Source organism: Pseudomonas schmalbachii (genome assembly GCF_017589465.1).
Taxonomy (GTDB): Bacteria; Pseudomonadota; Gammaproteobacteria; order Pseudomonadales; family Pseudomonadaceae; genus Pseudomonas; species Pseudomonas schmalbachii.
In genome coordinates, this window is the sequence record NZ_JAELYA010000011.1 from 19,913 (window position 1) to 37,109 (window position 17,197).

Genomic DNA, 17,197 nt, shown 5'->3' on the forward strand with positions numbered 1-17,197 from the left:
CCCGTCACAGATGGTAGAAATCGAGCACCGAGTTGATGGTGTCGTTGAGCAACAGGGTGTGCTTGCGGGTGATCTTCCAGCTCTCGCCGGTGGGCCGCAGGTGGTAGGTGGCGTGGCCGAAGAATTGCTCGGCGGCGCCCAGGCGGTAGTACAGGGTGTGCCAGCTGGCGCGTACTTCCAGCTCGCCGCCGTCACGCTCGGCGATGCGCACGTTGCTGATCTGGTGCAGGGTGCGCGGCATCGGCACGGTGGAGGCGGCCTTGCCGGTGCGGATGCGGAACACCCGGTCCTCCAGGCCGCCGCGGTTGGAGTAGTAGATCAGCGACATGCCGCGCTTCGGGTCGGTGGTGTAGGTGTGCTCGGAGTCCCACTGCGGCAGGTGGAATTCGCAGTTCTCGTCGAACAGGTCGAGGTAGGCGTCCCAGTCCTGGGCGTCGCACAGCTCGGACTTGCGGAAGAGGAACTGCTCGATCTGGTGTTGCAGCTGCGGATTCATGCCTGCACCTCCTGCAGTTTCAGGGCTTTCCGGTCCAGGCCATCGAGCAGGAAGCGCTGCCAGTTGGCGTGCTGGTTGACGTACAGGCCTTCGTGGGTGAATTCGGTGCCGGTCAGCGCCGGGGCGATGCCGAGGGTCTGGCTGTTCGGCGTGACGCCAGTGACCCACTTGTCATAACCGCGGGAGATGTCGCTCCAGCGCTCCAGGCGACCCTGGAAGCCGCGCTGCTGCTCGCGGAACTCCACCAGGTCGTCGGGCGTGCCCATGCCGGAGACGTTGAAGAAATCCTCGAACTGGCGGATGCGGCTTTCGCGGTCCTTGTCCGATTCGCCCTTCACGCCGATGCACTGGCTGATGATCTCGGTCTTGTTCCAGGCCACCGGGCGCACGATGCGCAGCTGCGAGCTGATCTGGTCCATGAAGAACAGGCTGGGGTAGATGTTCAGGTTGCGCAGGCGGTGCATCATCCACTCGGCCTTGCCCTGGCCGAATTCCTCCACCAGGCGCGGCATGACGGTGGCGTAGCCGGGGCGCACGGTGGGGTTGGGCATGTCGCTGAACAGCACGCTGTGGCCGTTGGCGAAGGAGAACCAGCCGTCGTCGGTCTGCGCGTCGCCGGCGCCGAGCTTGCTGTAGTCGAGGGTGTCGCTGGTGGCGCCTTTCTCGGCGTTGACCTGCTGGCGGTGCTGCACGGTGGCCACGTAGTTGTAGTGCACGGTACTGACGTGATAGCCGTCCAGGCCGTTCTCGTTCTGCAGCTTCCAGTTGCCGTCGAAGGTGTAGGTGGACTTGCCGGGCAGCACTTCCAGCTCACCGGTGGGCGACTGGGCGACCATCATGTCGAAGAACACCCGGGCGTCGCCGAGGAAGTCTTCCAGGCTGTCGCTGGCGGCGGTGTCCAGGCTGATGAAGACGAAGCCCTTGTAGCTTTCGATGCGCGCCTTCTTCAGGCCGCGGGTGGCCTTGTCGAAGCCTTCCGGATATTCGCCCGGCGCCTTGACCTTCACCAGGCGGCCGTCGCTCTTGTAGCACCAGGCGTGGAACGGGCAGGTGAAGGTGGACTGGTTGCCCTTGCCGACGCGGGTGAGGGTGGCGCCGCGGTGCTGGCAGGCGTTGACCAGCGCGTGCAGCTGGCCGTTGCCGTCGCGGGTGATGATCATCGGCTGGCGGCCGGCGCGCATGGTCATGAAGTCGTTCGGGTTGGCGATCTCGCTCTCATGGCAGGCGTAGATCCACTGCTTCTCGAAGATCAGCTCCATTTCGAGATCGAAGAGTTCCGGCTCGGTGAACATGTCCCGGGCGATGCGGTAGACGCCTTCGACAGGGCGGAAGTCCAGGCAACCGCTGATGTATTCCTTCCACTGCGCGACGCTTCTCGTTGAGTTGTTCATTTTCTTGTACCTCCCACATCGGGCGAATCGGTTGGAGGCATTAAATGGATCGGCGCGTATTCCGGTCTATCCGCTTAGTTGGCGAAGGCAGTCCGCAAATTTGGCGCTGCTTCTATTGGCGCAGGCGGCGGTTTCCGGGGGGTAACACGGATGGGTAGAAAGCGCACAGCGTGGGGCGCGCGGCGCACCGTTGCGGAGCGACGGCAGGCAGCGAGAGCGGGAGCGGGGCGGCCATTTATCCGGAAAATCGACGAACGCTATCCGGAAATTCCGGGTTGGGCCTTATCGTGTAGGCAGCGGCCCGAACCTTGCCTTTTGATATGTCATGCGCCGTCAGAGCGCGAATTAAAACTACCGTGTCGAGCGTTGCCAGATGAGTACGAAACCCGTGGTCCCGTTCCGCGATATCCACGCCGATCTTTTCGACGTGGCCGGTGCCCGCTCGTGGATGTCGAGCATTTGCGGGCCGCACATGCTGAATGCCAGCCATCCCGCCGATATCCAGTTCCGCCACAGCGGCAACGTGCTGAAGTCGATGTCCACCACCCTCGGCTGCATCGAGTACGGCACCGACGTGACCATCGGCATCGTCGAGGTCGACAGCTTCAACAGCTACAGCCTGAGCCTGCCGCTGCACGGCGAGCAGGAGCTGAGCAAGGGCGGCGTGCACCTGCGCTCCGATCCCGGCCGCGGCGTGATCGTCTCGCCCAACGAGCCGCAGGAGCTGAACATCGCCGGCGACTGCCGCAAGCTGCAGGTGGTGATCACCCGCACCGCCATGCACAAGACCCTGGAGGAAATGCTCCAGCGGCCCATCGACAAGCCGCTGCGCTTCGATCCGGAAATGGACGCACTGAACGGCGCGACCGCGTCCTGGTGGCGCATGGCCAAGCACTTCATCGACGAGATGGAGCACAGCGACCTGTACGGCCAGCTGTTCTTCACCCGCGATCTGGAGCGTGCGCTGATCAAGGGGCTGATCCTCGCCCAGCCGAACAACTACTCCGACGCATTGCGCCAGAGCCTCGGCGTGAAGCCGCCGCACTACCTGCTGCGGGCCCGCGAGTTCATCCACGCCAACGCCCGCGAGGCGCTGTGCCTGGAGGATATCGAGAATGCCGCGGGGGTCTCGCGCTTCAAGCTGTTCGATGGCTTCAAGCGCTACTTCGGCCTGTCGCCGATGGCCTACCTGAAGAACCACCGCCTGACCGTCGTGCGCCAGGAAATCCTCGAAAGCGGCGCCAGCCGCAACATCTCCGAGATCGCCATGAGCTGGGGCTTCACCCACCTCGGCCGCTTCGCCAGCGAGTACCGCAAGTTGTTCGACGAGACGCCCAGCGTTACGCAGCAGCGGAGCAGGGGATAAGCGAGTAGCGCGTAGGGTGGGTGCGCCATCGTTTGGAATAAAAAAACCGTACCAGCCGAGGTTCTGAGCGTGCCCGGCTGATACGGTTGAAACTGAGCGTAGCTCCCGTAGGTTGGCGCTGAACGCAGTGAAGCCCAACGACTGCTGAAGCCGGCAATGTTGGGCTTCGCAGGCTCAGCGCCAACCTACTGTCATCAATCGCGGCGGTGCACCGAGCGGCCGGCGGCGAAGGTTTCCTTCACCGTGCGGTCGTCGCCGAGCATGATCAGCGCGAAGAGTTTTTCCTCCAGGTCACGGGCCTGACGCAGGCGGTATTCCAGCAGCGGGGTGGCGTGCTGGTCGAGGACCACGAAGTCCGCCTCGTTGCCCACGGCGAAGCTGCCGATCTTGTCGTCCAGCTCCAGCGCGCGGGCGCCGCCGAGGGTCGCCAGGTACAGCGACTTGAACGGATCGAGCTTGATGCCCTGCAACTGCATGACCTTGTACGCCTCGTTCAGCGACTGCAGTTGCGAGAAGCTGGTGCCGGCGCCGACGTCCGTACCCAGGCCGACCTTGACCTTGTGCTTCTCCAGCTTCGCCAGATCGAACAGGCCGCTGCCGAGGAACAGGTTGGAAGTCGGGCAGAACGCCACCGCCGAGCCGGTCTCGGAGAGGCGCTGGCATTCGCCATCGCACAGATGCACGCCGTGGGCGAACACCGAGCGCGGGCCGAGCAGGCCATGGTGGTCGTAGACATCCAGGTAGCCGCTGCGCTCCGGGAATAGCTCCTTGACCCACTCGATCTCCTTGCGGTTCTCCGACAGGTGCGTGTGCAGGTACACGCCCGGATGCTCCCTGAGCAGGCGGCCGGCGGCGTCGAGCTGCTCGGGCGTGCTGGTCGGGGCGAAGCGCGGGGTCACCGCATAGAGCAGGCGGCCCTTGCCGTGCCAGCGCTGGATCAATGCCTTGCTGTCGCGGTAGCTGGTCTCGGCGGTGTCGGTCAGGTAGTCCGGCGCGTTGCGGTCCATCATCACCTTGCCGGCGATCATCCGCAGGTCGAGCTTCTCGGCGGCGGAGAAGAACGCATCCACCGACTGCGGATGCACGCTGCCGAACACCAGCGCGGTGGTGGTGCCGTTGCGCAGCAGCTCCTTGAGGAAGATGCCGGCGACATCGGCGGCATGTGCCGGGTCGGCGAACTGGCGCTCGGTGGGGAAGGTGTAGGTGTTCAGCCAGTCCAGCAGCTGCTCGCCGTAGGAGGCGATCATGCCGGTCTGCGGGTAGTGGATATGGGTGTCGATGAAGCCGGGGACGATCAGCGCGTCGGCGTACTCGACCACTTCCACACCGCACACGCCCGGCAGCAGGTCGGCGGCATGGCCGACATTGACGATCTTGCCATCCTCGACGACCAGCAGGCCGTCTTCGAAGTATTCGTAGGAGTGCTTCGCGCCCACTTCGGCGGGGTCGGCGATGCTGTGCAGAATGGCGGCGCGATAGGCTTTGACTGAACTGCTCATATCGATCTCTTCATTAGGTCCGCGTAGGTTGCTGTGCGCGGCGTGATTCGGGGACCAGCCGGGGCACGTTGGATTTCTCGCCAAAATTGGCGTTGTAGGTGGCGATCACCTCGCCGGCGATGGACACGGCGATCTCCACGGGCAGCTTGCCTTTCACTTCGGCGATGCCCATCGGGCAGCGCATGCGCTGCACGGTCTCGCCGGCGAAGCCGCGTTCGCGCAGGCGGTGCTCGAACTTGACGCGCTTGGTCTTCGAGCCGATCAGGCCGAAGTAGGCGAAGTCGTCGCGCTTGAGGATTTCGGCGGTCAGTTCCAGGTCCAGTTGGTGATTATGGGTCATGACGATGTAGTAGCTGCCGGCGGGCAGGTTCTCCACCTCGTCGACCACCTCTTCATTGACGATCCTGTTGACCCCGGCCGGGATGGCTTCCGGGAACTCGTTCTCCCGCGAGTCGATCCAGCTCACCTTGCACGGCAGGCTGGCGAGCAGCGGCACCAGGGCACGGCCGACGTGGCCGGCGCCGAACACGGCGATATGCGCCTGCGGCTGGCCGAGCGGTTCGAACAGCAGCACCGTGGCGCCGCCGCAGCACTGGCCGAGGCTGGCGCCCAGGCTGAAGCGCTCCAGGCGGGTGTCGCGGCTGCGCTCGGCGAGCATCTCGCGGGCGATCTTCATCGCCTTATATTCCAGATGACCGCCTCCGATGGTTTCGTACAGTGCGTCGGCGCTGACCACCATCTTCGATCCGGCATTGCGCGGGGTGGAGCCGCGCTCCTCGATGATGGTCACCAGCACGCAGGGCTCGCCGCGTTGCTGCAGGTCGGCAAGGGCGTTGATCCAGCTCATGTCGTCAACCTCGGTGGGTTTGCACGGGGCACGTTTGTTCGTTGCGTTGCGTAGGGCGGGTGCAACCCGCCAATGGGGGCACACCGTGGCGGGTTGCACCCGCCCTACGTTATTACGCCGGTTCGGCTTCGGTGGGGGCTTTCGATGCCTGCTGTGCCTTCAGCTTGAGCATCTGCTCCACACCCCACAGCACCCGCTCCGGCGTCGCCGGGGCGTCGATCTGCGGTTGGGCGCGGTAGTCGGCGAGGCTGGCCACGGCGTCCTTGATCGCGCAGAACACCGAGATGCCGAGCATGAACGGCGGTTCGCCGACGGCCTTGGAATGGAACACCGTTTGCTCCGGGTTCTTGCGGTTCTCCACCAGCTTCACCCGCAGGTCGAGCGGCATGTCGGCGATGGCCGGGATCTTGTAGCTGGCCGGGCCGTTGGTCATCAGCTTGCCCTTGGCGTTCCACACCAGCTCTTCCATGGTGAGCCAGCCCATGCCCTGGACGAAGCCGCCTTCCACCTGGCCGATGTCGATGGCCGGGTTCAGCGAGTCGCCGACGTCGTGGAGGATGTCGGTGCGCAGCATCCGGTATTCGCCGGTCAGCGTGTCGACGATCACTTCCGAGCAGGCCACGCCGAACGAGTAGTAGTAGAACGGCCGGCCGCGCGCCTTGTCGCGGTCGTAGTAGATCTTCGGCGTGCGGTAGAAGCCGGTGGACGACAGCGACACCTGGCCGAAGTAGGCCTGCTGGATCAGCTCCTCGAAGGGCACGATCAGGTCGCGCACGCGCACCTGGTTGTTGCGGAATTCGATGTCTTCCTCGGTGACCTTCCAGTGCCGGGCGGCGAACTCGACCAGACGCTGCCTGATGATCTCGGCGGCGTTCTGCGCGGCCTTGCCGTTCAGGTCGGCGCCGGAGGATGCGGCGGTCGGCGAGGTGTTCGGCACCTTGTCGGTGTTGGTCGCGGTGATCTGCACGCGGTCGATATCGACCTGGAACACTTCGGCGACGACCTGGGCGACCTTGGTGTTCAGGCCCTGGCCCATCTCGGTGCCGCCGTGGTTCAGGTGGATGCTGCCGTCGGTGTAGATGTGGATCAGCGCGCCGGCCTGGTTGAGGAAGGTGGCGGTGAAGCTGATGCCGAATTTCACCGGCGTCAGCGCCAGGCCCTTCTTCAGGATCGGGCTCTTCGCGTTGAACTCGCGGATCTCGGCGCGGCGTTTGGCGTACTCGGCGCTGGCCTCCAGCTCGGCGGTCATTTCCTCGATCAGGTTGTGCTCGACGGTCTGGTGGTAGTGGGTGACGTTGCGCTCGTCCTTGCCGTAGTAGTTGCGCTTGCGCACGTCCAGCGGGTCCTTGCCGAGCGAACGGGCCACGGCGTCCATGATCTCCTCGATGGCGACCATGCCCTGCGGGCCGCCGAAGCCGCGGTAGGCGGTGTTCGATGCGGTGTTGGTCTTGCAGCGGTGGCCGTTGACCGTGGCGTTGCCGAGGAAGTAGGCGTTGTCCGAGTGGAACATGGCGCGGTCGACGATGGAGCCGGAGAGGTCCGGCGAGTAGCCGCAGTTGCCCGCCAGGTCGATCTGGATGCCGTGCAGCAGGCCGTCGTCGTCGAAGCCGACGTCATATTCGAGGTAGAAGGGGTGGCGCTTGCCGGTGATGGTCATGTCTTCCACGCGCGGCAGGCGCATCTTCGCCGGGCGGCCGGTCAGGCGCGCGATCACCGCGCACAGGCAGGCGGGCGCAGCGGCCTGGGTTTCCTTGCCGCCGAAGCCGCCGCCCATGCGGCGCATGTCGATGACCACCTTGTTGAAGGACACGCCGAGCACTTCGGCGACCAGCTTCTGCACCTCGGTCGGGTTCTGCGTCGAGGTGTAGACGATCACGCCGCCGTCCTCGGTGGGCATCACCGAGGAAATCTGCGTCTCCAGGTAGAAGTGCTCCTGCCCGCCGATATGCAGGGTGCCCTGCAGGCGGTTCGGTGCGGTGGCCAGCGCGGCTTCAGAATCGCCGATCTTGTGCTGGTGGCTGTCCAGCACGAAATGCTTCTTGCGGTAGGCCTCGACCACGTCGAGCACCGGCTCCAGGTCCTCGTACTCGACGATGGCGGCCATCGCCGCCTTGCGCGCGGTTTCCAGGCTGTCGGCGGCGACCGCCAGGACGATCTGGCCGACGTACTCGACCTTGCCGTCGGCCAGCAGCGGGTCGCCGGCGACCACCGGGCCGATGTCCAACTGGCCGGGCACGTCGTCCTTGGTGATGGCGATGGCCACGCCGGGAAACTCGTAGCAGGGGCTGACGTCCAGCTTGGTGATGCGCGCGTGGGCGCGGTCGCTCATGAGGGCGTAGACGTGCAACTGGTTGGGGAATTCCAGGCGGTCGTCGATGTAGATCGCCTCGCCGGTCACGTGCTTGGGCGCGCTCTCGTGCTTGACGCTCTTGCCGACGCCGGTGGTCAGGTCCGCGCGGAAGAGGGCGGCGAGTTCTTCCTGGCTCTTGTGTTGCTTATGCATATGCGGTCACCCGGGTAACGGCCTGAGGAGCTTCCAGCTCGTAGAAGCACTTGCGCAGCAGGTTCTGCGCGGTGAGCAGGCGATATTCCTTGCTCGCGCGGAAGTCGCTGAGCGGGGCGAAGTCCTCGCCCAGCGCCTCGGCGGCGCGTTCGAAGGTCGCGGCGTTGAACGGCTGGCCAAGCAGCGCGGCCTCGCACGCCTTGGCGCGTTTCGGAATCGCCGCCATGCCGCCGAAGCCGCTGCGTACGGCGGTGATGCGGCAGTTCTCCACGGTCAGGTTGAACGCGGCGCAGACGGCGGAAATGTCGTCGTCCAGGCGCTTGGAAACCTTGTAGGCGCGGAACGCCTGGTTGCCCTGCGGGCGCGGGATGATGACCTTCTCGATGAACTCGCCTTCCTGGCGGGCGGTGACCTTGTAGTCGATGAAGTAGTCCTCGATCGGCAGCTCGCGGCTGTCGCTGCCCTTGCGCAGCACGATGCGCGCGCCGAGGGCGATCAGCAGCGGCGGCGAGTCGCCGATGGGGGAGGCGTTGCCGATGTTGCCGCCGAGCGTGCCCTGGTTGCGGATCTGCAGCGAGGCGAAGCGGTGCAGCAGCTCGCCGAAGTCCGGGTAGTCGTGGGCGAGGGCTTCGTAGCAGTCGGTCAGCGGCGTGGCGGCGCCGATCTCGATGCGGTCGACCAGCACCTCGACGCGCTTCATCTCTTCGACATGTCCGACGTAGATCATCACCGGCAGTTCGCGGTGGAACTGGGTGACTTCCAGCGCTAGGTCGGTGCCGCCGGCCAGCAGGCGCGCCTGCGGGTTGGCGCTGTAGAGGTCGGCGAGGTCGGCAATGGTCAGCGGCAGCAGACAGCGCTTGTCGCCGCTGTTCAGCTCGGCGGTTTCGCGCGGGGCGATGGCCTTGAGCTGGGCGATGGTGGCGGCTTCGGCGGCGTCGAACTGGTCCGGCTGTTTCTGGCAGCAGGACTGCTCGGCGGCATCGAGGATCGGCCGGTAGCCGGTGCAGCGGCAGAGGTTGCCGGCCAGCGCTTCATGGGCTTCGGCCTTGCGCTCCTCGGCGTCGGCGCCGCTGGTGTTCTTCTGCAGGGCGAACAGCGACATGACGAAGCCGGGGGTGCAGAAGCCGCACTGCGAGCCGTGGCAGTCGACCATGGCCTGTTGCACGCCGTGCAGCTGGCCGCGGTGCTTGAGGTCGTCGACGCTGATGAGCTGCTTGCCGTGCAGCGAGGAAACGAAGGTCAGGCAGGAATTGAGGGTGCGATAGCGAATGCGCTCGGCGCCTTCCGCGCCGACCAGCTCGCCCACCACCACGGTACAGGCGCCGCAGTCACCGGAGGCGCAACCCTCCTTGGTGCCGGTCTTGCCGAGGTGCTGGCGCAGGTAGTTGAGCACGGTGAGATTGGGATCGAGGCGGTCTTCGACTCGCAGCTCGCGGTTGAGCAGGAACCTGATCACAAGGCATGCCTCCAGGCTGTTTTTGTTTTTGGAATGGGGGATGAGGCGAATGTAGGAAAAGCTGACTTTCAAGTCAATTAAAATCTGTCTGTGTGGTCAGAAACATCCACGGAAGTTTGAATTCGTAGGTTGGTGCTGAGCTTGCGAAGCCCAACATTGCCGGGTGCCATCGTTGGGCTTCACTGCGTTCAGCGCCAACCTACGTTGGGTTGCGTTGGGCAGAAGCGCAGAGAGCCCGGAGCTGATCGCGCAGCGAACGCCCGGCGCTGCCCAGGCCGGGGCGGGCGTAGAGCGCCAGTTCCAGCCCGCCGATGGCCGGGAAGCCGCTCTTCTCATCCAGCAGGACATGACCTTTCTGACGGCAGCGCAGCGGCAGCAGGCTGATGCCCATACCGGCGCTCACTGCTGCGCAGAGGCTGGCCAGGCTGGCGCTGCAATAGCTGATGCGCCACGGCTGGCCGAGGCTTTCGAGGGCGTGGAGCATCTCCTGGCGGTACAGCGCGCCGAGCGGGAACACCACCAGCGGCAGCGGGTCGCGGCCGGCGGCGGGGCGTTCGGCGCTGTCCAGCCAACCCAGCGGTTCGGGCCAGCGTTCCAGGCAGTCGCTGTCGGCGCCCCATTGCTTGACCAGCAGCAGGTCGAGCTCGCCGTTGCGGTACTGGCGCAGCAGTTCATGGCTCAGGCCGCTGGAGACTTCCAGGCGCAGCCGTGGCCGTTCCGCGCCGAACCTTGCCAGCAGCGGCATGATCCGCTCACCGGCGAAATCCTCGGGCAGGCCGAGGCGCAGCACGCCCTCGCTGTGTTCGCTGCTCAGCGCCTCGCGGGCTTCCTCGCCGAGCTGGAGGATGCGCCGGGCGTAGCCGAGCAGGCGTTCGCCTTCCTCTGTCGGCAGCACCTGGCGCTGGCTGCGATCCAGCAGGCGGGCGTCGAGCTGCTGTTCCAGGCGCAGCACATGCTGGCTGACGGTGGACTGGGTGAGGTTCAGCTGTTCGGCGGCGCGGGTGAAATTGCCGGCGTCCACCACGCTGACCAGGCTGCGCAGCAGGATGGGGTCGAGCATCATGATTCCCACTGATTTGTAGTGAATCATTTAATTTCAGCATGGAATGCGCCGACTTCATACTTTCCTCCGAGAGGAGGATTTCCCCATGCATCACGAAGACTTCATGCGCGAGGCGGTCGATCTGGCTCGCGCCAATATCGGCGCCGGCGGCCGGCCATTCGGCGCGGTGCTGGTGCGCGACGGCCAGGTCATCGCCCGCGCCGCCAACACCATCCATCTCGACAACGATCCCACCGGCCATGCCGAACTGCAGGCGATCCGCCAGGCCAGCCAGGTGCTCGGCAGTCCGCGCCTGGACGGCTGCGTGATCTACGCCAGCGGCCACCCATGCCCGATGTGCCTGGCCGCGATGCATCTGTGCGGGGTGAGCGCGGCGTACTTCGCCTATTCCAACGACGACGGCGAGCCGTTCGGCCTGTCCACCGCCGCCGTCTACCGCGAAATGGCACGGCCGCCGCTGCAGCAGTCGCTGCCGTTGCGCCCGCTGCGGCCGGCGGGCGAGGAGGGGCTTTACGCACTCTGGCAGGCGCGCAAGGCATGAACCGCGTGGCTTCCCTGCAGGCCGAGCGGGCGAGGGTCGGCTGGCTCGGGCTCGTGGTGATCGTCTGCCTGGGCATCAACCTGCGGCCGATCCTCACGTCCATCGGCCCGCTGCTGGCGGAAATCCGCGAGGCCACCGGGCTCGGTTTCCAGGGCGCATCGCTGCTCACCGTGCTGCCGGTGCTGTGCATGGGCTTTTTCGCGCTCGCCTTGCCGTGGATCGGCCCGCGTCTGGGCGAGGCTCGCGGCATGACCTGTGGCCTGCTGGCCATCGCCACCGCCTGCCTGTGGCGCCTTTTGCTGGACAGCGGCATGGCGCTGATCGCCAGCGCGGTGCTGGCCGGCATCGGCGTGGCGATCATCCAGGCGCTGGTGCCGGGCGTGATCAAGCGCTGGTTTCCGACTCGCGTGCCGGGGGCGATGGGTCTCTATTCGGCATCGCTGATGGCTGGCGGCGGCAGCGCCGCAGTGCTGGCGCCGGTGGTGGCGACTCGTCTTGGGCATTGGCAGACCGGGCTTGGCGTCTGGGCCGGACTGGCGCTGGTCGGCCTGCTGTTCTGGTGCCTGGCAAGACCACGCGAAGCTGTCGCCCAGGAGCCGGCACGTCGCACCCAGCATTTCTTCGGCAGCCGCCGCGCATGGCTGCTGGCGATCTATTTCGGGATGATCAATGGCGGCTACACCAGCATGGTGGCGTGGCTGCCGGTGTACTACCGCCAGCTCGGCTGGAGCGCCGAGGCCAGCGGGCAACTGGTCGGGTTGATGACCATCTTCCAGGTGCTCGCCGCGCTGAGCATTCCGCTGCTGATCCGCAGCTCGCTGGACCGCCGCGGCTGGCTGGCCCTGTGCCTGCTGATCCAGCTCGCCGGCTTCTGCGGCCTGCTGCTGGCACCGCTGCACCTGCCCGGCCTGTGGGTGGCGCTGATCGGCTACGGCCTCGGCGCCTGCTTCGCCCTCAGCCTGACCCTGACCCTCGACCACCTTCCCGACCCCGGCGCGGCTGGCCGTCTGGCGGCGTTCGTGCAGGGGATCGGGTTCATCATCACCGGGATCATTCCCTATGTGACGGGGTGGCTGCGGGATTACACCGGCAGCTTCCAGATGTCGTGGACGCTGCTGGCGGTGCTGGTGGTGGCGATGCTTGGGGTGACGGTGTGGTTTGCGCCGAAGGGGTATACGAGGGCGATGGCGGGATACGCATCGAACCTGTAGGCGCGCGCCATGCGCGCGAATCGCGGGCATGGCCCGCTTACGGTCATCGCTCCCACGCTCCTGCGTGGTAGCGCGACTCCATGGACGCTCCGCGTCCGGACGCTGGAGCGTCCAGGGATGCATTCCCACGCGGGAGCGCGGGAATGATGACGGTCTCACGGCGATTGGCCGGACAAAAAAATCCCCGCGGCCAGGAGCAGGGACCGCGGGGGTGGAGAGGTCGATTGCTCGACCGGAGAGGTAAACCGTCAGGCGGAGGGTTGCCAGCCGCCGCCGAGTGCCTTGTAGATCGCCACGATGCCGCGGTACACGTCGACTTCCGCCAGTGCCTGGGCATCCTCGGCGGCGAGCTGTTCGCGTTCGGCGTCGAGCAGGTCGAGGAAGTCCACCGTGCCTTCGCGGTATTGCTGTCCGGCCTGTTCCACAGCGGCGCGGCTGGCTTCCGACTGGCGCACCAAGGAGAGCAGGCGCTGCTGGCGCTTGCCGTAGTCGCTGAAGGCGTTGGATGACTCTTCCAAGGCTAGCAGCACCTGTTGCTCGTAGCTGGCCAGCGCACCGTCGGCGTCGGCCCTGGCGGCGCGCAGGCGGGCCTGGACGCTGCCGAGGTCGAAGGCGGCCCAGGTGATGCTCGGCGATACCGCCCAGGCGCGGGCGGCGGACGAGCCGAGCTGCGAGCCACGGCCGGCGGTGAAGCCGAGGAAGCCACCGAGGCTCACCCGCGGGAACAGGTCCGCCGTGGCCACGCCGACATCCGCGGTGGCCGATGCCAGCCGGCGTTCGGCGGCGGCGATGTCCGGGCGGCGACGCAGCAGTTCGCCGGGGTCGCCGATGGGCAGGGCCTTGGCGATGGCCGGCAGCTTCTTCGGTGCGAGGTCGACGCTGAGTTGCTCCGGGCGCTGGCCGAGCAGGGTGGCGATGCGGTTCCGCTGGCGCACTTCCTCGGCCTGCAGTTGCGGCACGCTGGCTTCGGTGGCGGCCAGGCGCGCTTCGGAGCGCTGTACGTCCAGTTCGTTGCCGATGCCGGCATCGCGGCGCTGGATGGTCAGGTCGCGGGATTCGCGCTGGTTCTCCAGGTTGCTGCGGGCGATGCTTTCCCGCAGTTGCGCGCCGCGAAGCTGGCCGTAGGCATCGGCCAGTTCGGCGATCAGGCTGACCTGCAACTGCTGCAGGTCGGCCAGCGCGGCTTCGCTCTGCGCATCGCTGGATTCCAGCGCGCGCTGCACGCGGCCGAACAGGTCGACTTCCCAGATCATGTCCAGACCGAGGTCGTAGCGCTCGGTGTTGACGCGATCCTCGGTGATCCCCGGCACCTGGCCCTTGCCGATATCGGCGGAGGCGCGGCTGGTGACGGTGGGGAAGCGGTCGTTGGCCACGTCGTCGCGTATCGCCCGCGATGCCTTCACTCGGGCAAAGGCGACGCGCAGTTCGCGGTTCTCCTGCAACGCCTGTTGCACCAGCTGTTCCAGCACCGGGTCGTCGAACTGCTTCCACCAGGCACCCTCGAAACGGCTGCGGTCGTAGTTGCCCGCCGTCGTTTCGATCTGCGCCGGCGCGGTCTGCGGCACTTGGTAGTCAGGCCCAACGACACAGGCGCTGAGCGCGAGGGCGAGCAGGGCGGGTGCGAAAAACTTCATGCGTGGGCCTCCGGCGAATGGGCGATGCGGCGTTGGGCTTTCTTCTCGGCGCGGTCGTCCATCACGCGGCGGATCAGCAGGTAGAACACAGGCGTCAGCAGCAGGCCGAAGAAGGTCACGCCGAGCATTCCGGAGAACACCGCGACGCCCATGGCATGGCGCATTTCCGCGCCGGCGCCGGACGACAGCACCAGCGGCACCACGCCCATGATGAAGGCGATGGAGGTCATCAGGATCGGCCGCAGACGCAGGCGGCAGGCTTCCAGCACCGCGCTCAGGCGGTCCATGCCTTCTTCCTGCTTGTCCTTGGCGAACTCGACGATGAGGATCGCGTTCTTGCACGCCAGGCCGACCAGTACGATCAGGCCGATCTGCGTGAAGATGTTGTTGTCGCCACCGGACAGGATCACCCCGGCGATGGCCGACAGCAGCGTCATCGGCACGATCAGGATCACCGCCAGCGGCAGGCCCCAGCTTTCGTACAGCGCGGCCAGCACGAGGAAGGCGAGCAGCACGCAGAGCGGGAAGACGAAGATCGCGCTGTTGCCGGCGAGGATCTGCTGGTAGGTCAGGTCGGTCCACTCGTAGCTCATGCCGTTGGGCAGTTCCTGCTTCAGCAGCCGCTCGATGGCCGACTCGGCCTGGCCGGAGCTGTAGCCCGGTGCGGCGGCGCCGTTGATCTCGGCGGTGATGAAGCCGTTGTAGTGCATCACCCGGTCCGGGCCGGAGGTGTCGCTGATCTTGATGAAGGTCGCCAGCGGGACCATCTCGCCACGGTTGTTGCGCACCTTAAGCTGGCCGATCTGCTCGGGCTCCAGGCGGAACTGCTGCTCCGCCTGCACGTTCACCTGGTAGGTGCGGCCGAAGCGGTTGAAGTCGTTGGCGTACAACGAGCCGAGGTAGACCTGCAGGGTGTCGAAGATGTCGCTGATCGCCACGCCGTGGGTCTTGGCCTTCTCGCGGTCGATGGCGGCATCCACCTGCGGCACGTTCACCTGGTAGCTGGAGAACACCGAGTTCGGGTCCAGCTCAGGCAGCGCGCGGGCTTTTTCGAGCAGGTTCTGCAACTGCTTGTACAGCTCCTCGTAGCCCAGCCCGCCACGGTCCTCGATCTGCAGGCGGAAGCCGCCGATGGTCCCCAGCCCCTGTACCGGCGGCGGTGGGAAGATCGCGATATAGGCGTCCTGGATGTCGGCGAACTGCTTGTTCAGCTCGGCGGCGATTTCCCCGGCGGACATGCCCGGCCCCTTGCGCTCGCTGAAGTCCTTCAGCGGGGTGAAGACGATGCCGCTGTTCGGACTGTTGGTGAAGCCGTTGATCGACAGGCCGGGGAAGGCCACGGTGTGCTCGATGCCCGGGTGCTTGCCGGCGACTTCCGACATGCGCTTGATCACCGCCTCGGTACGGTCGAGGGTCGCCGCATCGGGCAGCTGGGCGAAGGCCACCAGGTACTGCTTGTCCTGCTGCGGCACGAAACCGGTCGGCGTGCTGGAGAAGCCCAGGTAGGTCAGGCCGATCAGGCCGCCGTAGACCAGCAGGGCGATGGAGCTGCCGCGCAGCACGCGGGTGACGGTGCCGACGTAGCCATGGCTGGCGCGGTCGAAGAAGCGGTTGAACGGACGGAACAGCCAGCCGCCGAGCAGCTTGTCGAGCAGCACGGAGAAGCGGTCCTTCGGCTCGTGGTGACCCTTCAGCAGGACGGCGGCCAGCGCGGGCGAGAGGGTCAGCGAGTTGATCGCGGAGATCACCGTGGAGATGGCGATGGTCAGCGCGAACTGCCGGTAGAACTGCCCGGTAAGCCCGGAGATGAACGCGGTCGGAATGAACACGGCGCACAGCACCAGCGCGGTGGCGACGATCGGGCCGGTCACTTCCTTCATGGCGCGCTTGGTGGCTTCTATCGGTGTGAGTCCGAGGCCGATGTTCCGTTCGACGTTCTCCACCACCACGATGGCGTCGTCCACCACGATGCCGATGGCCAGCACCAGGCCGAACAGCGACAGCGCGTTGAGCGAGAAGCCGAAGAAGTGCATCACCGCGAAGGTGCCGATCAGCGACACCGGCACGGCGGCCAGCGGGATGATCGAGGCGCGCCAGGTCTGCAGGAACAGCACGACCACCAGCACCACCAGCACCAGCGCTTCGAACAGGGTGTGCACCACCGCCTCGATGGAGCCGCGCACGAAGATGGTCGGGTCATAGACGATGGAGTAGTCGACGCCCTGCGGGAATCCCTGCTTCAGCTCGGTCATCTTCTCGCGGACGAGGTTGGAGATTTCGATGGCATTCGAGCCGGGGCGCTGGAAGATCGGGATGGCCACGGCGGGCTGGTTGTCCAGCAGCGAGCGCAGCGCGTACTGGCTGGAGCCGAGTTCGACGCGGGCGATGTCCTTCAGACGGGTGATTTCGCCGTCCGGGCCGCTGCGGATGATGATGTTCTCGAACTCTTCCTCGTTGACCAGCCGGCCCTGGGTGTTGATCGACAGTTGGAAGCTGGTGGCAGTCGGCGCCGGCGGCGCGCCGAGGGCGCCGGCCGCGACCTGGCGGTTCTGCTCGCGGATCGCCGTCACCACGTCGGTGGCGGTGAGATTGCGCGAGGCCACCTTGTTCGGGTCGAGCCAGACGCGCAGGGAGTAGTCGCCCATGCCGAACAGCTGCACATCGCCCACGCCGTCCAGCCGTGCCAACTCGTCCTTGATGTTGAGCAGGGCGTAGTTGGACAGGTAGAGCATGTCGTAGCGGTTATCCGGCGAGGTCAGGTGCACGACCATGGTCAGGTCGGGCGAGGCCTTGTCGACGGTGATGCCGATGCGGGTGACTTCCTCGGGCAGCTTGGGTTGGGTGCGGGTCACGCGGTTCTGTACCTGCACCTGGGCGTCGTCCAGGTCGGTGCCGAGGGCGAAGGTGATCGTCAGGGTCATCTTGCCGTCGGCGGTGGACTGCGAGGACATGTAGAGCATGTTCTCGACGCCGGTGATGGCCTGTTCCAGCGGCGCGGCGACGGTCTCGCCGATCACCTTGGGGTTGGCGCCGGGGAAGTTGGCGCGCACCACCACGGTGGGCGGCACCACTTCCGGGTATTCGCTGATCGGCAGCTGGAACAGCGAGATGGCCCCGCCGATCAGGATGATCAGCGACAGCACGGCGGCGAAGATCGGCCGCTGGATGAAGAATTGCGAGAAGTTCATGG

At 66.1% G+C, this 17,197-nt stretch carries 12 protein-coding genes; 3 read left to right on the top strand and 9 right to left on the bottom strand.

Features of this window, described 5'->3' with window-relative positions:
* Positions 1–4 precede the first annotated feature (4 nt).
* Positions 5–496, bottom strand: a complete 492-nt coding sequence (gene antB / locus JFY56_RS22650; protein ID WP_208316463.1) for an anthranilate 1,2-dioxygenase small subunit — start codon at positions 494–496, stop codon at positions 5–7.
* Positions 493–1,887: an anthranilate 1,2-dioxygenase large subunit gene (gene antA, locus JFY56_RS22655; protein WP_208316465.1), complete on the bottom strand. Its 1,395-nt coding sequence runs from the start codon at positions 1,885–1,887 to the stop codon at positions 493–495. The genes antB and antA overlap by 4 nt, the downstream gene beginning before the upstream one ends.
* 373 nt (positions 1,888–2,260) lie before the next feature.
* Between antA and JFY56_RS22660 the strand changes: the two genes are divergently transcribed.
* Positions 2,261–3,253, top strand: a complete 993-nt coding sequence (locus tag JFY56_RS22660; RefSeq protein WP_208316467.1) for an AraC family transcriptional regulator — start codon at positions 2,261–2,263, stop codon at positions 3,251–3,253.
* A 194-nt stretch (positions 3,254–3,447) separates the two neighbouring features.
* Here JFY56_RS22660 and guaD read toward each other — a convergent pair whose 3' ends face one another.
* The 5 genes from guaD to JFY56_RS22685 form a co-directional block, all read right to left on the bottom strand.
* Positions 3,448–4,752 (bottom strand): guanine deaminase, encoded by a 1,305-nt coding sequence (gene guaD / locus JFY56_RS22665; protein ID WP_208316468.1) that lies wholly within the window; start codon positions 4,750–4,752, stop codon positions 3,448–3,450.
* Between the two features lie 13 nt (positions 4,753–4,765).
* Positions 4,766–5,599 (bottom strand): xanthine dehydrogenase accessory protein XdhC, encoded by an 834-nt coding sequence (gene xdhC / locus JFY56_RS22670; protein WP_208316470.1) that lies wholly within the window; start codon positions 5,597–5,599, stop codon positions 4,766–4,768.
* A 112-nt stretch (positions 5,600–5,711) separates the two neighbouring features.
* The gene (xdhB, locus tag JFY56_RS22675) at positions 5,712–8,102 is read right to left on the bottom strand and encodes a xanthine dehydrogenase molybdopterin binding subunit (RefSeq protein WP_208316472.1); all 2,391 of its coding nucleotides are present in this window, start codon (positions 8,100–8,102) and stop codon (positions 5,712–5,714) included.
* Positions 8,095–9,558 carry a xanthine dehydrogenase small subunit gene (gene xdhA, locus JFY56_RS22680; RefSeq protein ID WP_208316473.1) on the bottom strand — a complete coding sequence of 488 codons (1,464 nt, stop codon included), beginning with the start codon at positions 9,556–9,558 and terminating at the stop codon, positions 8,095–8,097. The genes xdhB and xdhA overlap by 8 nt, the downstream gene beginning before the upstream one ends.
* A gap of 199 nt (positions 9,559–9,757) precedes the next feature.
* Positions 9,758–10,618 (bottom strand): LysR family transcriptional regulator, encoded by an 861-nt coding sequence (locus JFY56_RS22685; protein ID WP_208316475.1) that lies wholly within the window; start codon positions 10,616–10,618, stop codon positions 9,758–9,760.
* Positions 10,619–10,706: 88 nt separating this feature from the next.
* Here JFY56_RS22685 and JFY56_RS22690 point away from each other — a divergent pair, with 88 nt between their 5' ends.
* Together JFY56_RS22690 and JFY56_RS22695 are read left to right on the top strand one after the other, a co-directional pair.
* Entirely contained in the window at positions 10,707–11,162 is a 456-nt protein-coding gene (locus JFY56_RS22690) for a nucleoside deaminase (RefSeq protein WP_208316477.1), read from the top strand.
* Positions 11,159–12,373 carry a CynX/NimT family MFS transporter gene (locus JFY56_RS22695; protein ID WP_208316479.1) on the top strand — a complete coding sequence of 405 codons (1,215 nt, stop codon included), beginning with the start codon at positions 11,159–11,161 and terminating at the stop codon, positions 12,371–12,373. The genes JFY56_RS22690 and JFY56_RS22695 overlap by 4 nt, the downstream gene beginning before the upstream one ends.
* A gap of 248 nt (positions 12,374–12,621) precedes the next feature.
* Here JFY56_RS22695 and JFY56_RS22700 read toward each other — a convergent pair whose 3' ends face one another.
* Complete coding sequence (locus JFY56_RS22700; protein ID WP_208316481.1) at positions 12,622–14,007, bottom strand: efflux transporter outer membrane subunit; 1,386 nt, start codon at positions 14,005–14,007, stop codon at positions 12,622–12,624.
* Positions 14,004–17,195 carry an efflux RND transporter permease subunit gene (locus JFY56_RS22705; RefSeq protein WP_208316483.1) on the bottom strand — a complete coding sequence of 1,064 codons (3,192 nt, stop codon included), beginning with the start codon at positions 17,193–17,195 and terminating at the stop codon, positions 14,004–14,006. The genes JFY56_RS22700 and JFY56_RS22705 overlap by 4 nt, the downstream gene beginning before the upstream one ends.
* Between the last annotated feature and the right edge of the window lie 2 nt (positions 17,196–17,197).

What these genes read in the sequence shown, in the direction of transcription:
- antB (WP_208316463.1), bottom strand. Translation starts at nt 496, where the DNA reads ATGAATCCGCAGCTGCAACACCAGATCGAGCAGTTCCTCTTCCGCAAG.
- antA (WP_208316465.1), bottom strand. Translation starts at nt 1,887, where the DNA reads ATGAACAACTCAACGAGAAGCGTCGCGCAGTGGAAGGAATACATCAGC.
- JFY56_RS22660 (WP_208316467.1), top strand. Translation starts at nt 2,261, where the DNA reads ATGAGTACGAAACCCGTGGTCCCGTTCCGCGATATCCACGCCGATCTT.
- guaD (WP_208316468.1), bottom strand. Translation starts at nt 4,752, where the DNA reads ATGAGCAGTTCAGTCAAAGCCTATCGCGCCGCCATTCTGCACAGCATC.
- xdhC (WP_208316470.1), bottom strand. Translation starts at nt 5,599, where the DNA reads ATGAGCTGGATCAACGCCCTTGCCGACCTGCAGCAACGCGGCGAGCCC.
- xdhB (WP_208316472.1), bottom strand. Translation starts at nt 8,102, where the DNA reads ATGCATAAGCAACACAAGAGCCAGGAAGAACTCGCCGCCCTCTTCCGC.
- JFY56_RS22685 (WP_208316475.1), bottom strand. Translation starts at nt 10,618, where the DNA reads ATGCTCGACCCCATCCTGCTGCGCAGCCTGGTCAGCGTGGTGGACGCC.
- JFY56_RS22690 (WP_208316477.1), top strand. Translation starts at nt 10,707, where the DNA reads ATGCATCACGAAGACTTCATGCGCGAGGCGGTCGATCTGGCTCGCGCC.
- JFY56_RS22695 (WP_208316479.1), top strand. Translation starts at nt 11,159, where the DNA reads ATGAACCGCGTGGCTTCCCTGCAGGCCGAGCGGGCGAGGGTCGGCTGG.
- JFY56_RS22700 (WP_208316481.1), bottom strand. Translation starts at nt 14,007, where the DNA reads ATGAAGTTTTTCGCACCCGCCCTGCTCGCCCTCGCGCTCAGCGCCTGT.
- JFY56_RS22705 (WP_208316483.1), bottom strand. Translation starts at nt 17,195, where the DNA reads ATGAACTTCTCGCAATTCTTCATCCAGCGGCCGATCTTCGCCGCCGTG.